Annotated in this window: 12 protein-coding genes and 1 pseudogene; 6 read left to right on the top strand and 7 right to left on the bottom strand. The window is 68.8% G+C overall.

Annotated elements, in window-relative coordinates; genetic code table 11:
* Positions 1-657: 657 nt before the first annotated feature.
* The 3 genes and pseudogenes from ACWFR1_RS38940 to ACWFR1_RS38930 all read right to left on the bottom strand — a co-directional run.
* Positions 658-1,209, bottom strand: a pseudogene (locus ACWFR1_RS38940) (ATP-binding protein); the annotation flags it as partial.
* A 143-nt stretch (positions 1,210-1,352) separates the two neighbouring features.
* A complete protein-coding gene (locus ACWFR1_RS38935; protein ID WP_453560497.1) occupies positions 1,353-1,967 on the bottom strand; it encodes a helix-turn-helix domain-containing protein in 615 nt (204 codons plus the stop codon).
* 245 nt (positions 1,968-2,212) lie between these two features.
* Entirely contained in the window at positions 2,213-2,560 is a 348-nt protein-coding gene (locus ACWFR1_RS38930) for a hypothetical protein (RefSeq protein WP_453560495.1), read from the bottom strand.
* A 785-nt stretch (positions 2,561-3,345) separates the two neighbouring features.
* Between ACWFR1_RS38930 and ACWFR1_RS38925 the strand changes: the two genes are divergently transcribed.
* Entirely contained in the window at positions 3,346-4,833 is a 1,488-nt protein-coding gene (locus ACWFR1_RS38925) for an integrase catalytic domain-containing protein (RefSeq protein WP_453560493.1), read from the top strand.
* Positions 4,834-4,879: 46 nt separating this feature from the next.
* Here the strand turns inward: ACWFR1_RS38925 and istB are convergent, their stop codons facing one another.
* On the bottom strand, positions 4,880-5,650 hold the full coding sequence (istB, locus tag ACWFR1_RS38920) for an IS21-like element helper ATPase IstB (protein ID WP_453560490.1): 771 nt from the start codon (positions 5,648-5,650) through the stop codon (positions 4,880-4,882).
* Positions 5,647-7,065 (bottom strand): IS21 family transposase, encoded by a 1,419-nt coding sequence (istA, locus tag ACWFR1_RS38915; protein ID WP_453560487.1) that lies wholly within the window; start codon positions 7,063-7,065, stop codon positions 5,647-5,649. The genes istB and istA overlap by 4 nt, the downstream gene beginning before the upstream one ends.
* 112 nt (positions 7,066-7,177) lie before the next feature.
* On the opposite strand from istA, the gene ACWFR1_RS38910 reads away from it, so the two are divergent.
* The 3 genes from ACWFR1_RS38910 to ACWFR1_RS38900 are packed head-to-tail and all read left to right on the top strand — an operon-like array spanning position 7,178 to position 9,548.
* Positions 7,178-7,705, top strand: coding sequence for a Mu transposase C-terminal domain-containing protein (locus ACWFR1_RS38910; RefSeq protein ID WP_453560484.1), 528 nt, complete (start codon positions 7,178-7,180; stop codon positions 7,703-7,705).
* Positions 7,702-8,445, top strand: coding sequence for an AAA family ATPase (locus ACWFR1_RS38905; RefSeq protein ID WP_453560482.1), 744 nt, complete (start codon positions 7,702-7,704; stop codon positions 8,443-8,445). Before ACWFR1_RS38910 ends, ACWFR1_RS38905 begins: the two co-directional genes overlap by 4 nt.
* Positions 8,442-9,548, top strand: a complete 1,107-nt coding sequence (locus ACWFR1_RS38900) for a hypothetical protein (protein ID WP_453560479.1) — start codon at positions 8,442-8,444, stop codon at positions 9,546-9,548. The genes ACWFR1_RS38905 and ACWFR1_RS38900 overlap by 4 nt, the downstream gene beginning before the upstream one ends.
* 6 nt (positions 9,549-9,554) lie before the next feature.
* Here the strand turns inward: ACWFR1_RS38900 and tpg are convergent, their stop codons facing one another.
* Positions 9,555-10,145 carry a telomere-protecting terminal protein Tpg gene (gene tpg, locus ACWFR1_RS38895; RefSeq protein WP_453560477.1) on the bottom strand — a complete coding sequence of 197 codons (591 nt, stop codon included), beginning with the start codon at positions 10,143-10,145 and terminating at the stop codon, positions 9,555-9,557.
* A gap of 87 nt (positions 10,146-10,232) precedes the next feature.
* Here tpg and ACWFR1_RS38890 point away from each other — a divergent pair, with 87 nt between their 5' ends.
* Positions 10,233-10,433, top strand: coding sequence for a hypothetical protein (locus ACWFR1_RS38890; protein WP_453560474.1), 201 nt, complete (start codon positions 10,233-10,235; stop codon positions 10,431-10,433).
* Between the two features lie 278 nt (positions 10,434-10,711).
* Positions 10,712-11,284, top strand: coding sequence for a hypothetical protein (locus tag ACWFR1_RS38885; protein WP_453560472.1), 573 nt, complete (start codon positions 10,712-10,714; stop codon positions 11,282-11,284).
* A gap of 405 nt (positions 11,285-11,689) precedes the next feature.
* Here ACWFR1_RS38885 and ACWFR1_RS38880 read toward each other — a convergent pair whose 3' ends face one another.
* On the bottom strand, positions 11,690-14,080 hold the full coding sequence (locus ACWFR1_RS38880) for a Helicase associated domain protein (protein ID WP_453560469.1): 2,391 nt from the start codon (positions 14,078-14,080) through the stop codon (positions 11,690-11,692).
* Positions 14,081-14,647 lie beyond the last annotated feature (567 nt).

Here is a 14,647-nt window from a genome sequence, read left to right as displayed (position 1 = left end):
CTGCTGTCCGAGTTCCCTTACCGCACACCGGACATGACGTCACGTCACGCACGAACCCGGCGAACCCGACCAACCTCGACTACGCAATGCCCCTGACCCCGAGGCCACCATGATCTATCTCGCCGACCACGTCGCTCAGGGCCGCCTGCCTGATGCATGAGACGCGGCAAATTCGCTGGTCAAGGCAGTGCTCGATCTGCAGAATCAGCAGAATGCCGCGCTTCTTGTGTGACCATTGCCGACACCCCCTCACCGGACCAGTCACCAAGGTGAGGGTGCAGCCGCCGGTCCCGATGCCGGAGATCCCGGGCGTCCGGACACGTCCGGCCCGGATGCCCCGCGGCACCTATGCACGGAATTTTCAGGTGAGCGAGTTCGATATCGACATCCCTGGCTTCACCGTGCACCCTGACGACGTGATCGGCACAGAACGGCACCCCGACATCATGCGATCGACCGGCTGCTGCCAGGGCCCTTCTGGCACCGATGGTCTGAACCTCGTCTGCGCGGGCTGTGCAGCCGAGGTCGGCACCCGGCAAGCAGATTGCTATACCGAGAATCAGGTGATCCTGGAGCCACGCGCGGTATGCCTCTCCTTTGCCGACGACTGATCACCCGCCCCAGCAAGGCTGAACCCGTCCCATTTCGGCGCTGCCTGGCACAGGTTCGCCGGAACATGTGCGCTTTGGAGAACGATTCGTTCGAGGCGATCGCCACGCTGTTCTTTTCCTCCCGCTCGGTCAGAACCTGGAAGAGGAGTTCGGCGCCGCGGCGGTCGAGTTCCATGTAGCCGAGCTCATCGATGCACAAAAGATCAACGCGGCCGTAGCGGGCGATGGTCTTGGTCAGCTGCTTCTCGTCTGCGGCCTCGACGAGCTCGTTGACCAGCTTCGTCGCCAGCACGTACTCGACCCGGTAACCGGCCATCGCGGCTTCGGTGCCCAGCGCGATCAGCAGGTGGGACTTGCCGGTGCCGGAGTCGCCGATGAGGCAGAGCGGCAGGCTCTTCTTGATCCATTCGCACTTGGCAAGGGTGTGGATCAAGGCGGCGTCGATGTTCGGATTGGCGTCGAAGTCGAACTTGCGGAGCGACTTGTCGCGGGGGAACCCGGCCGCCTTGATCCGGCGCTCGGAGCGGCGACGGGCCCGGTCGTCGCACTCGGCCAGGAGGAGCTCGGCGAGGAAGCCGAGGTAGGACATCTGCTCGCGGCCGCGCTGCCGGATGTGCCAGTGCGCGGTCTCGCCCGGCAACGCAACACCCCCGGGGGAGGCCGGGCAGACCATGAGCGCGGCTCGTAGCCCCGCGGACTAACGAAGTGGTGCGCCACCGGGCGGACCCGAGGAAAAGAACTTCACTGGGGAGCCCCGTCGTTCTGGACCGCTGCGGCTGCGGTGAGGAGGCGTTCCCAGGTGCGGGGTGTGCCTCCGTGCTCGGCGGCGAGCTCGGCGGCGATGCGGCCCTTGGGCGCGCCGTTCGCTGCGGCGAGGGCGTCGGCGGCGGTCTGCAGCCGCGGGTCGCCTTCGTAGGGGTACTGCTTGCGGGGCCCTTGGGGTTCGCCGGCGCGGCGGCCGCCGCCCTTGCCTTGGCCGGGAGGGTTGTCACGGCGCTCGTTGACCTCGCGGCGGGGCCACAGCCGGGTGCCGTAGACGGTGGTGCCGCCCGAGAGGTAGCCCTGGGAGGCGTAGGCGCGGACCGTGCCGGGGGTGATGCCGAGGACTGCGGCTACCTCCTTGTCGGTGAGGAGGTCGTCGGGGTGCTCACCAGCAGGCAGCGCGGGGACGGGTTTGCCAGCGAGGTAGGCCTCGGCTTGGGCGAGGTCGTAGACCAGGGAGCGGCTTTCGGGGAGCAGGCTGGGGACGTGGTTGCGGAAGTCGGGGGCGTCGCGGCGGCGCCAGGTGGCCAGCGGCACGCCGAGCCGGCGGGCGACGTCGGCTTCGTTGATGACCGGCCGGTTGCGGGGGATCACGTCGTCGTCTCCTCGAGGCTGCTGCGCCGCGGATGCGGCCTGTAGGGTGAAGGCGCAGGGACGGTTCGTTTTCGGGCCTGAACTTTGTGAGAAGCCGGCGGTGTGCCGGGTCGCTCCTCGAGCGGCCCTCCGCCGGCTTCGCTCGTTCCGGGCCCCCCAACGTTCAGACAGCTTCAACATTACCGCACTCTAGCCCTGCCTGGGGATGGTCGGCCGGGTCCGCCATGTCCGGGTCACCGTCCGGGTCACCGCCCGGAGAGCTGCCGCGCGAGCCACGCGTCGGCTTCCCGTCCGCTGCGAAGCCGTACGACGCGAACGCCCAGCGTGGCCGTCTCGGCGACCTGCCGGGCGTACCGGGGGCGGTTGTCGCGGTACTTCCGGATTGCCGTGCGGAGCAGGGAGCGCCGGCCGAAGAAGGCCCGGTTCCATGTGAGTCGCTTCGCCTGCGCGCTCGTGTCCAGGCCGACGAGCTGACGCAGGCTCCGGTACACGATCCGGCGCACCACCAGGTGCAGCGGGAGGTCGAGCCAGACCAGGACATCGGCCCGGTTCCACACCACGTCCGCGAGCTTCGAGTAGTTCCCCTCGACCACCCACGAGTCCCCACGCGTGATTCGATCGGCCTCGCCACGGAACTCATCGAGTGTGCGATGTGCTGGGTTGGTGTCAGTGGGTTGATGTCAGTGACGGCACGTCAGAACTGGGTGTTTTCGCTGTTGTGGTCCTGAGTAAGGACAAGGCCACTGTCGTGGGGCGGTGTGTACAGCGGCCGCCGCTGTCATGGGGCGGTACACCCCACTCCGCTCCACTGTCTTGAGAACGGCACTTCTGATCCTCTCGAGGGATGCGCGGCGGCACGGTGGTCGGTGACGGGTTCCGCGGCGGCAGGATGAGGGGTGGGGGAGCCGGGCGTGTGGGGTGAGGTCACGGCGGGGCTGAGGGTGTCCCGGTCGGTGCTGGTGGCGCGGTTGCTGGAGCTGGATGCGGCCGGGGCGTTGTTGACGGCGCACGCGCGTGCGGGGCCGCTTGACCGCGCACCTGCCCAACGCGCTGCTCACCACCGCTGATGCGGCCGTTGACCGGGCTTTGCTGGGACGGCTGTTTAAGCGGGTCGTGCCGCCACTGTGACCGCAGCGCCCCTGTACGGACGGGAGAGCGATCGCCCGGCACCCGCAACAGACGACATCCCACCTGCGTGAAGGGAGCTGACATGGAGGACGGTGACGCGGTCCGAGCATGCGGCGGACTGCCTGCGGCGTCGAGAGCGGCACTGCGCGGTCCGGCTGTGCGCCGGCTGCTCGCACTGCGGGCGGGGAAAGGGCTGACAGCAGGACATGTACGACTGGCTGCAGACGCGCTGGGAGTATCGGAGCGCACGGTGTGGCGCTGGCTGGCCGCCGCTCAGAACGACGTGACCGCAGCCGCGCACCCTGGCGCACGGTCCCGGGCCGATGCGAGGTTCACGATCACGCCCGAGGTCCGTGGACTGCTGGCACTGTGGAAGGGCAACGTGCGGGCGGTCCATCGCGAGCTGGTCCTGCGTGCCGCTCGGCAGTCCCCGCCTGCCCATGCACCGTCGCTGACGACGCTGCACCGGGCGATCCGCCGTGATCTGTCGCCGGGGGAGCGGGCCGGGCATGCGGGTGGTGAACGCGCGGCGCGCAAGCATCATGTGTTCCTGGCCCGGCCGCGGGGCTGGCGGAACCAGGTGTGGGAGACCGACCACATGCATGCCCCGGTACTGGTCGATGTCGAGGGCCAGGCCCGCAGGCCGTGGATCACCTGGTTTACCGACTGCGCCACCAACGCGATCACCGGTGTCGCCGTGACGCCGGTGCATCCCTCCCGGGAGTCGGTGCTGGCCGCGCTGCGCTCCGCGGTCCTGCGCGAGGACCCCTACGGCCCGATCGGCGGCCTGCCGGAGAAGGTGCGGGTGGACCGGGGCAAAGACTTCCTCTCGCAGACGGTGACCGCCGCGTTCAACGTCCTCGACGTCACCGTCGAGGACCTGCCCGCCTACACCCCTCACCTCAAAGGCACCGTGGAGGGCCTGAACCGGGCGGTGGAGAGCATGTTCCTGGCCGCGCTGCCCGGCTACGTGCGCCAGCCGCGCCCCGGCAAACGGGCCTCGCGCCCGAAGGACGAGGTGCTGCTCGGCTTCGAGGAGTTCACCGCCCGGCTGCTGGAGTGGACTTCCTGGTGGAACACCGAGCACCGCCCCGCGCCCTTGCGGGGCAAGACTCCGCTTGAGGCGTGGCAGGACGACCTCACGCCGCTGCGGGACGTGCCGGCCGCGGATCTGTGGACGTTCACCCTTCAGGACGCCGGCACCCGCACATTGACCACCCGCGGCATCCGCTTCAGGAAACGCGACTACGTCGGGGCGTGGTGTCGGCGTACGGACTTTCCTCCCCAGTTGCGTACGGATGAACGTCCCCAGTTCCGTCGCGGTGAAGGCAGGGACGATCAGTCGATCGTCCAGCCGTGCTCCTTGTGGGCAGCGTCGGTTTCTTCCTCGCTAAGCCAGGCGAGACTGAACTGCTGGCCTCGCAGTCGAAAGATCCCCTCTGACCAGTCGGCAAGCTCCTCGTCGAGCTCGTCAGCGGAGATGATCCCGTCGTCGAAGTCGGGCAGCTGTTGGGTTGGCTCGACGCAGGACAACGCCCACTCGGGAAGCTCTTGCGGATTGCCCCACCGCCTTCGCCAGAAGGGCCCTTCTCTCCACCACCAGGTGGTGACTCGGATCACGAGCACGCCGATCTGTTCGTCTCCGTCCATGAGACGTGCGGCAGCTCGGCGGTATGGGTCAAGCCGGGCATCGGTCGGTGGCTCCGGCCACTCGCGTCTGAACACACCCTCATTCTGACTTGTTGCGCTCCAGGCCAGGTCGGCCTGAAGCGCGAAATGCCCGATTACGCCACGTCTGTGTCCCGCTCGATGGCCTGGAGGCGGTTCTTGAGCCGGTAGCTGGGGCCGTTGATGGAGATCACTTCGCAGTGGTGGAGGAGGCGGTCGAGGATGGCGGTGGCGAGGACCTCGTCGCCGAAGACCTGGCCCCATTCGCTGAAGGTCTTGTTCGAGGTCAGGATGATGGAGCCCTTTTCGTAGCGCTTGGAGATGACCTGAAAGACGAGGTTCGCCTCGGTTCGTTCGAGGGGCTGGTAGCCGACCTCGTCCACGACGAGGACGCCGGGCCGCAGGTAGGTGCCGAGTTTGTTCGTCAGCCGTCCGGCGGTCTCGGCGGCTTTGAGGTTGCGGACCATGTCGTCGAGGCTGGTGAAGTAGATCGAGTAGCCGGCCCGGCAGGCCGCGACCGCGAGAGCGACGGCGATGTGCGTCTTGCCGACCCCGGGCGGCCCGAGCAGGGCCGCGTTCGCCTTGCCGTCGACGAACGAGAGGGTGGCCAGGTCCTTGACCTTGCGCGGGTCGAGGTCGGGCTGGAAGGAGAAGTCGTACTCGTCGAGCGTCTTGTGGTGGGGCAGCCGGGACAGCCGCAGTCCCTGGCGGAAGCGGCGGTCGTCGCGGACGGCCAGTTCCTCGGAAAGGACCAGGTCGAGGAAGTCGAGGTAGCCCATCTTTCCCTCGTCGGCCCGCCGGGTGTATTCCCTGAGGGTTTCCGCCAGGTGGGGCAGGCCGAGCTTGCCGGCCGTGTTGCGGATGCGGGTGGAGACCAGCTCGCTCAAGACGTTTCCCTCGTGCTCGGGTGGGTGGTGAAGGGGCGGGTTCCGGTCAGCTCGTCATAGACCGACAGCGGACGACGGCCGACTTCGACGCGGGTGGCCGCAGCCCGGTTCAGCAGGGCCTGCAAGGGTCCGGCCTCCTCGCCCAGAGGTCGTTCATGGCGAGGCCGGGGCAAGACTTCGCTTGTGGTGGTGCGGCGTCCCTTGCCGGTGGGCAGGCCGTCCCAGTGGGCCTCTTCGACGACGCGGGCCCCACGGCCGATCGCACGCGGATGGGTGGCCAGCAGCGTCCCGCCGCTGGCATCCGCGATGGTGGAGTGCAGCATGATCTGCGATTTCGTGGCCCGGATCTCCACCAGCTGACGCGGTCGGACTCTGCGGGCGGGCACCGAGTAGAGGTTGCCGCCGAAGGCGACCAGGCAGTCCTTGCCGACCGGCCGCAGGTGCCGTTCGGCCACCAGATACGGAGTCTCCGGCAGCGGCTTGAGGGCCATGTGGTCGCGGGCCGCCCGCTCTCCGATGATCTGCTGGTGAGTCCGGTGGGCCTGGGCCCGTCGCTGCGGGACCCAGGTCATGAAGGCGGCGTCCATCTCCTCGACGGAGGAGAAGGACCTGCCGGAAAGGACGTGGTCGCGGACGATGAGGACCTGCCGCTCGACGCGGCCTTTGCCGGTGGGCCGGTAGGCGGCCAGGACGTCAATGTCGAAGTCGTAGTGGCCGGCGAACCCGACCGCTTCCGGGTGCAGCGGGACCGCCTCACCTGGCGCGACGTGGCGGCGGACGACGGTCTTGGTCCGGTCGTAGACGATCGTCATCGGCACCCCGCCGAAGTGGGCGAAGGCCCTGCGGTGGCAGTCGAAGAACGTCTGCAGGTCCTGGCTGGTGGTGAAGCAGCAGAACGGGTCGCGCGAGTACGACAGCGTCATGTGGAAGGAGTAGACCTTCGGAATGCCCATGTGGGCGAGGATCTTGCCCTCGTCGCCCCAGTCGACTTGGGCCTGGGCGCCGGGGATGACCTCGAAGCGGCGGTGCATGCCGGCGAGTTCCTTCGGCGTGATGCCGAGTTCCTCGGCGATCCGGGGCCGGGCTTCCTGGACGTAGAGCTTGGTCCGCTGGTAGTTGCCGGTGAATCCGTACTCCGCGGTCAGCCGCCCGTGGATCACCGCGGCCTTCGTCAGGATCTCGGCCCGCAGCATCGAGTCGACCAGCGGCGCGAACTCGTCGATCACCCTCGACTTCGACCGCCCGTTCGGCGACCGGCGCGGCGGGGTCGCCGGCCCCGGTGCCGACAGATACTTGCGGACCGTCTTCCGGTCCAGCCCGGTCTCCCGGGCCACCTCCGACAGGCTGATCGCCCCGGACTCCAGCAGACTCCGGAAGCGCCGCAGTTCCAACCATCGATGCGGATCCAGGACCATCGTCGACCACCTTCCGCCGCCTCTCACTCACCAAGCAGCAGAGTGCCGAGCAGCGGGTCTCCATGCATCGACAACTGTCCCTTTTCATCCGTACGCGGGTGGGGACGTTCACGTGTACGCCGACACGTGGATGACCGGGCAGGCTGGCATCCAGGTCAGGGTCCGCTTCATGCCCCATCACGACCACCGTATCGAGGTCTACCACGCTGCCACCGGCCGCTACCTCGGTCCCGCTGACCTGGCCGATCAGGCCACCGAGGAACAGGTCAGCGCCGTCCGGAAGGCGCGGGCGGCCCGTACCCGCCGCCTGAAGAAGGACCTTCAAGCCTCCCAGCGCGAGCGCTACGCCGCCGCAACCCAGGCCGAAGCCCCACAGCGGCTCGGCGCCCTGACTACCGCCCAGGCCGGGGCCGAACTCGCCCAGGCCACTGACACTGACCTGTCGGCTCTGGCGCTGCCGGACCTCATCCCGCCGACCGCGCCGCCGGCCGGGTGGCGCACCCCTGCTTCCCTGGCCGCGCTGACCACGCCAGGCCAGCCAGCCCCGGCTCCGTCCGGCCGCCATGGCGCTTCAGCCCCGGACGGCCCTGATGGGCGTACCGGACCCCCCACCACCGACGAAGACGGAGACGCCTCGTGACCGCGGCCACCTACCAGTACGTCGACCTGCCGGACGCCTCTGTGGTCACCACCCGCGCCCTGCTCGCCGCCCGGGAGAACATCACCGACACCGTCGCCGCCCGCGCGATGATGTGCATCCACGGCGGCGCCGGCTTCGGCAAGACCCTCGCAGTCAACACCTGCCTGCGCGAACTCGAACCCGGCGAGGACGTCCGCAAGATCACCTTCCGGGCCCGGCCCACCGCCCGGGCGGTGCGCTACGAACTGTTCACCGCCCTCGACCTGGCCGGTGAACCACCCCGCCATCCCAGCGAGTTCGACCGCCTGCTGAAAACAGCGCTGGCCGAACGCCCCCGCACGTTCCTGGTCGACGAGGCACAGTGGCTCAACGGGGAGGCTTTCGAGTACTTCCGCTACCTGTGGGATGAGCCCGCCACCCAGCTCGCGATCATCTTCGTCGGCGGGGCGGGCTGCCATACCGTGCTGCGCCGTGAGCCGATGCTGTCCTCCCGTGTCTTCATCTGGCAGCAGTTCACCCGCCTGACCCCGGCCGAGGTCCTCGAGGTGATCCCGCTGTTCCACCCGGTCTGGGCCGACACCGACCCCGACGACATCACCTTCGCCGACCAGCACGCCGCGCACGGCAACTTCCGCGCCTGGGCCCAGCTGACCGCCCACACCCGCACCGCCCTGGCACGCACCGGACGCCCGAGCCCGGACCGGGAGCTGCTGCGCTGGGCCTTCAGCCGCCTCGCATGACCCCGATCCCTGCCACGGAACCGCCTGCTGTCACGCTGGTCATGGACCCCCACGACGACGCGGTCCACACGCACACCGCCCTGGCCGCGCACCATCTGCCGTCCGGCCGGATCACCCTGCACCCCGGCCCTGGTACCACCAGCGACACAGCTCTCGCCCATGACCTTCTGGCCGCCCTGGGCAGACCGCCGCTGCTCCCGGGCCGCTTTCCCGCAGGCCACCAGCCGGCCTGGGAAGCCGCCACGGCATGGGCGACGGCCCTGCCCGTGAGCCGGCTCATCGTCCTGCGCGCCCACCGCCTCACCCTCCGCCGCACGATGCGCCTGCTGCATTTGAGCGCCGTGACAGGCCTTCACCTCACGCTGGTCTGCCACCGCCCCCACCTCCCCGCCGCCCTGCACCAGGCCCTCAAGCCGGCCGACCACACGGTCATCACCGACCTCGCAGCCGCCCACCGCCACTACGATGCTCCGCCCGACCTCCCGCACACGCCCGCAGCCGACCCCGCACAGCCGCCCATCCGGTGGCTCACCCTGCCCGCACTGGACCGCCTCGTCTCCTACGACAGCCCCGCTCCCTGCGCCACCCGGTGCACACCCCCGCCCATCGCCTTCAACCACCGTCCGCCACCGCCCACCCTGACCCCGCGCACCGCCCAGGCAGCCGCCCGCCGGCTTGCCGCAGCCACCGCCCACCCCCGCCTGGCCGCAGCCCTGGCCACCGCACTGTTCACCGGCGCCTCCCTCCAGCAGCTCACCACCGCCCGCCCCCACGACTACGACGACCACGCAGCCACCCTCGCCCTGCATGACCGCACCCGCTACACCGACGGCTGCGCCACCCACCCCGTCCCACCCTGGGCACGCGTCTCCCTCAAGGCCGCCGCCTGCTTCGCCCGTCTCGCCCCAGGCCAGGACCAGCAGCTTCTCGCCGCACCAGGCGACCGCCCGCACCTGCTGCGCCTGGCCGAGACGGCCCGGCTGCGCCCGCCACAGCCACCCACCGTGCGAGGCCGCGTCGTGTGGGACTGGCGCGAGCAGCAGGAGGCCAGCCTCTACGACGCGATGCTGGCGCCCTACGGCACCGGGCAGCCGCGCGGGTGAAGGGGGTTACCGGATCGAGAAATCAGCGAACTCGACATCGGTGAAGGCGACGTGCACCCCGTGGGCACGCCGGCCGCCGTCCCGGAAATAGGCGTGTCCCAGCGCGCGGGCGAGGATCACCAGTTGCCGCTGCTCGCCCGCACCGGCATCCCGGGCGGCGAACAACTCCCGGGCCACCTCGCCGGACAGATGCTGGGTGATACGCCGCATCCGCGGATCGTCCGAGGACCCCACCCCCGCAGCGAACCCGAACCGCGCCCTGGTGTGCAGGACGAAGCCCTCCGCCTCCGCCCGGGCCTGGAGCCGGGCCCGGATCCGCGGCTGCCACCGCTCCTCCACCGCCGTCTCGATCACCCCGACCTGCGCAGGTCCCGGCCGGCGCCGAGCACCGGGCTTTTCCGTCACCCACCGCTGCACAGTGCGCTGCGACACCCCCAGCACGCCGGCCACTCTCAAGGTGGAACCCCGGTTGACCGCGAGCAGGAACCGCAGCCGCGCCTCGGTGCTCGAGGGAACCGGCCGAGTACGCAGCGCACGCTCCAGCCCCCGCGCTATCTCTCCCACACCCATCCCCTCGAACAGCTTGCAGGGCAGCACCCCACTACCCAACCTCATATCTCCCACACCCGGCCGCCCCCGCCCCCCCTCGCCCACAACAGCTCCCAGGCCCTGGACGAGGCCACCGTGCGCGAGGTGGTCCGCCAGGCCGTCCACGACATCCGCACCCCACCCTCACCACCCGCCGAACCAACGGCGGACCCCACCATCACCGCCGGCCGGGCCCTGGGCGACGAGCTCCTCGCCACCCGCCACGAGATCGGCAAACTGATGCTCACCGTCGATCGTCATGTACCGCCAACGGCCCCGCCGCCCGCAGGTCACTGAGCGGCCGGCGGAGCATCTGTAGGAGGGCGCCCGCATCAGGTCCCGGCCCTTCCCTCTTCACTGCGTTGAGCTCCGCGATAGGGTGCCGATCTTGCAGGAAATTGCTACCTCTGGAAATGAAGTACAGGATGCACATCCTGGACAATCTCTCCGAGCTGTCGGAGCGTGCTCAGGATCTCCTCCGTCGCACAGGCCGACGTGAGAGCCCAGCCAGGTTCGAAGCCCCGATAGAGATGTGGCGGGTGCACGACCGCGCTGGCCATCTCGTCCCGGCTCCCATGGAACTCATCATCCGATGCGAAGGCTTCGAGCAGAGGTTCGGTGGCCTGCGCTACCAGGTACGGCAGAGCTGGACCTTGGACGGGGAGCGATACGAGACGGCATACAGCTGGGAGTACGACCATTTCGGCGTGAGAACACGGGCCTGGCAGGATCCCGCGCGAGGCGGCTGGTACTTCGAGTGGATCGGAGAACGTGTGTCGAAGCCATGCCGGGACCTGATCCATACAGATGGAAGTGTCGGCACCGACGTGAACGGCAGCAGTCCGTACCTGCCTGTCGCCCCCTCGATCACTCACCTGATCGAGTCCCATGCTCTCACCGACGCCGTCTCCGTTTGGCGGCCCTGGCCTGCTGGCGGTTCCGCGGCCGCCTCTGCCGCCGAGGTTCTCGACGGACTCGCCCATGTACCGGAAGCCTCGTGGAAGAGCTCGCGATGGCGGCTGTCTGAGTCAGTCGCGGTCTTCGACAGCGAAGGCTGGGACCGCGGGAATCCGAGTCGTCGTGTGCGCATCTGGTCGCGGGACGAGGTCGGCCACCGTCAGGTCCAGGAGGCTTTCGAGGGGCAGTGAGTGAGGTCTCGGCACCTCGGGATGTGGACGTCCAACGGCTCAGCCGGTCTCGTATCGGCCAGGCGTCTGTGCAGAAGGCGACCTGGGGTGCGACCGAAGCGCCGCTGGTCCCTCGCGGCTGACGAGACCGAAGGCGACGCCCTCCTCGGCCTTGCCCAGTCCTGCCCAACGCCTGTAGTCGCTACGAGCCGGTGTCGTAGGCGCGCCTCCCAAGCCCGCCCACCGGCTGCGGGAAGGGCCGACGGAGACGGAGTTCCCCTGATCCAGGCCGCCGGGCCCCCGTAGTGGTGCGCTAGGGGAGCGGCCAAGTCCCAGGGCCTACACGCACTCCAGTGCGATGCCGCTGCCCCGGAGACGACGAAGGCCCGGGGCGCACCGCGCACCCGGAGGCCTCGTTCGGCAGCGTCAGACCGCCGTCCACTCCAGTTCGAGCGCGGCCAGAGCCTGGAGCTTGTCCGCCGTGAGCTTCGCGCGCCTGGTCTTGGCGTTGCTGAGGAACACACCGAGCCGGACCTCCGTCCCGTCCTCCAGCCGCTCTACGTGGCCCCTGGGGACCTTCACCGAGCTCTCGCGGGCCTTGTACTGCGCCAGGGCCGCAACGCCCCGCTCGAAGGCGCTCACGGGCGCCGCAGACGACGCCGCGGCGTGCTCTTCGAGCGTCGGTGCGTGCGGGACGACACCGATGGCTTCCAGGCGTTCGCGTTGCCCGTCGGACAACGCGGCCCAGACCTTGGGCGTCCGCTGTCGGGCGATCCACCGGCCGATGTCCATCCCGTGGACGGTGACGCCCGGTTCGACGTACGCGAGAACGGTCTCCTCAGCGAGCATCTCCCTCACCACGGCGTAGTGCCGCTGCCAGTCCGCCGGCCATGCCGGGTTCCAGTCCCCGTCCACCGCCTCCAACGCCGCCCTCCATTCCGGCTTGCCGTCCAGCGCACCGGGCCGACGGAGGTTCGACAGCCACTGCCCGATCGGCCGGTCCAGCATCGACGCCGACCGTGGCGCGCACAGCGTCCAGTGCTCCTCGTAATACGCCTTCACGGCCTCCAAGTTCTCCTGGAACCGCTCATCCACCACCGACCACACCATCCCGAGCCGCTCCAACCGCCCGGCCCGCAGACCGCTCATCTCCCCAGCCCCATACGCCCGCCGCTGCTCCGCGACCCACTGCCCAAGAGGTGTCGCACCCTCCCGATGCCCGTACGGAACCCTGGCATGACCCTCCCGCTCGACGTACTGCTTTAGCTTCGCCCAGCCCCGCGCCCAGTCCTGCCGCTCGGTATCGATCACGTTGAAGCTGACCCACTCCGCGACCATCACCGGATCACGCGGAGCGGCAAAACGCAGCAGCAGACGCGATTCCTCCTCACCTTCCCCGGGCGGCCGACCGATGGACTCGGACGGCTGCGCCCAACCCTTCTGAGGCTCCTGCGGAATCGCCAGCAATTCCACGGCCTCTTCGTCGTGAGCCCGCAGACCTTCCAATACCTTCACCAAAGGCCGATACGACCCCGAGATGAACATATCCTCGGGAGATTCGTCGGGCTGGAGGAATACCGGCACGATCAGAGAGGCGATCTTTCCTTCTCCGGGTTTCTGACGGAGTGCACGCCCGATGGCTTGGACGATGTCGTGCGGCGCGCCCTTCGGGTCCAGCAGAGCCACCGAGTCCACCGCCCGGATGTCGACACCCTCGCCCAGGACCCGGCAGTTCGAAAGCACCGCCCGCCGCACGGTGCTCCCGAACCCGCCCAACACCTCCCGCCGGTGCTCCGGAGCATGCTCACCACACAACCAGTCCGCCCAAACCCGAGCCGGGTACGTCTCCGGCCGATCCGCGTGCAGCTTCGCCGCCACACGCCCAAGGCCCTCCGCGTACGCCTGAGCCTCCATCGTCCGATGATGGAACGTGATGCACGTCGACAACCCGTGCTCCGCCATCGCATGCAGCAACGCCGCCTGCAACGCCCCCAGACGCTGCCCCCGCACCTCCTCACCGTGCCGCTCCTCACCCATCAACCGCTCCGGAGTGACGACCGGGTCCTGGAGCTCCAGCACGATGATCTGGTACCGCGCCAGCAACCCCCGCGACACCGCCGACGCCAGCGACAACTTGTACAGCACCGGCCCGAAGACCCGCTCGTCGTCCATGGACGCCGCCATCTCCCGCGGCAACGGATCCCGCACACCCTCAACGACCTCACGGTCCGGCTGCTCCTGCCAGATCCGCGGCGTCGCCGTCAGATACAACCGCCGATACGACGGGATGACGCTCTGGTCATGGATATCGGCCCACGCCTTACCCATCGAGCCGGACGTCCGGTGCGCCTCATCCACCACGGCCAGGTCCAACGGGGCGAGCCGCTGCCCGTAGACACCCTCGAACGCCTCCGCCAAGACCCCCAGCGAGGCATACGTCCCGAAGATGGTCACCGCCCCCTCGCCGTGCCACAGCGCCAGCTGCACTGGATTGGTGGTGGAGCGCACCTTCAGGTTCCACAGCTCCGGGTCGTCCTGGAGCGAACACACCGCAACCGCCGGCCCCGCATGCCCAGCCTCGCGCCATGCCCGCACGGTCTGGGTCAGAAGGTCCAGCGTCGGCACCAGGACCAGAACGCGACCCTTGGGCACAAGACGCTTCGCCGATGCCGCCGCGATAATGGTTTTTCCCGTTCCACACGCGGCGTGTACCTGCCCACGCAAGCCATCCAAAGGAATACCGCCCGGCGGGACATCCAGGCCTCGCACGATGGCGGCAACCGCCTCGATCTGGTGGTCACGCAGTTTCACAGCCATGCCCCGTGTTCTCCTCTCAAGGAATGCGGCGCGTATTCAGAAAGGGAATCCCGGCCCGAGGAGCGTGGCGCGGAGGGTAGTATGCAGATACCCATACTCTACACAGTTACTACTCGTGATGCATTACTCGTGAATCAGATTTGCCATCAGGGTTGATGCACGACGGAATGCTGTCCGCCAGCAGCCGGTCATCCTGCATGTCGACGAGACGCCAGGGAACGCGGACAGGCGGTCTGCAGAGCGGGGGAGGGGTTCCGGGCGGAGCGTAGCGGAGCCCGTCACTACGATGAGGCCGGCACCCCGTCAGGCCAACGGCCCGTCAGCTTCACTACAGAGGTGACAGCAAGGAATCCCAAACCCTACACAGGCCCGCACGTGATGCACCCTCCCCTCGTAGCCAGCTCAGGCAACCGCGCTTGCGCGGGTGCCCACAATTCGCGCTTGCGCGAATTGTTTTGCTTTTCGAATTCCGCTTGCGGAATTCTATTCCGGCGCTTGCGCCGGAATTCGCATTGCGCTTGCGCAATGCGTGCTCTATGACCCGGCTTGCCGGGTCATATCCCGCTC

It is taken from the genome of Streptomyces sp. NPDC055103 (assembly GCF_053607625.1).
Note: the sequence above shows the minus strand (reverse complement) of the source record. Positions and strands in the feature narration are given on the sequence as shown.

Bases quoted from the DNA above. Each gene is read 5' to 3' on its own strand.
- istA (WP_453560487.1), bottom strand. From the start codon at position 7,065: ATGGTCCTGGATCCGCATCGATGGTTGGAACTGCGGCGCTTCCGGAGT.
- ACWFR1_RS38900 (WP_453560479.1), top strand. From the start codon at position 8,442: ATGACCCCGATCCCTGCCACGGAACCGCCTGCTGTCACGCTGGTCATG.
- ACWFR1_RS38885 (WP_453560472.1), top strand. From the start codon at position 10,712: ATGGAACTCATCATCCGATGCGAAGGCTTCGAGCAGAGGTTCGGTGGC.
- ACWFR1_RS38880 (WP_453560469.1), bottom strand. From the start codon at position 14,080: ATGGCTGTGAAACTGCGTGACCACCAGATCGAGGCGGTTGCCGCCATC.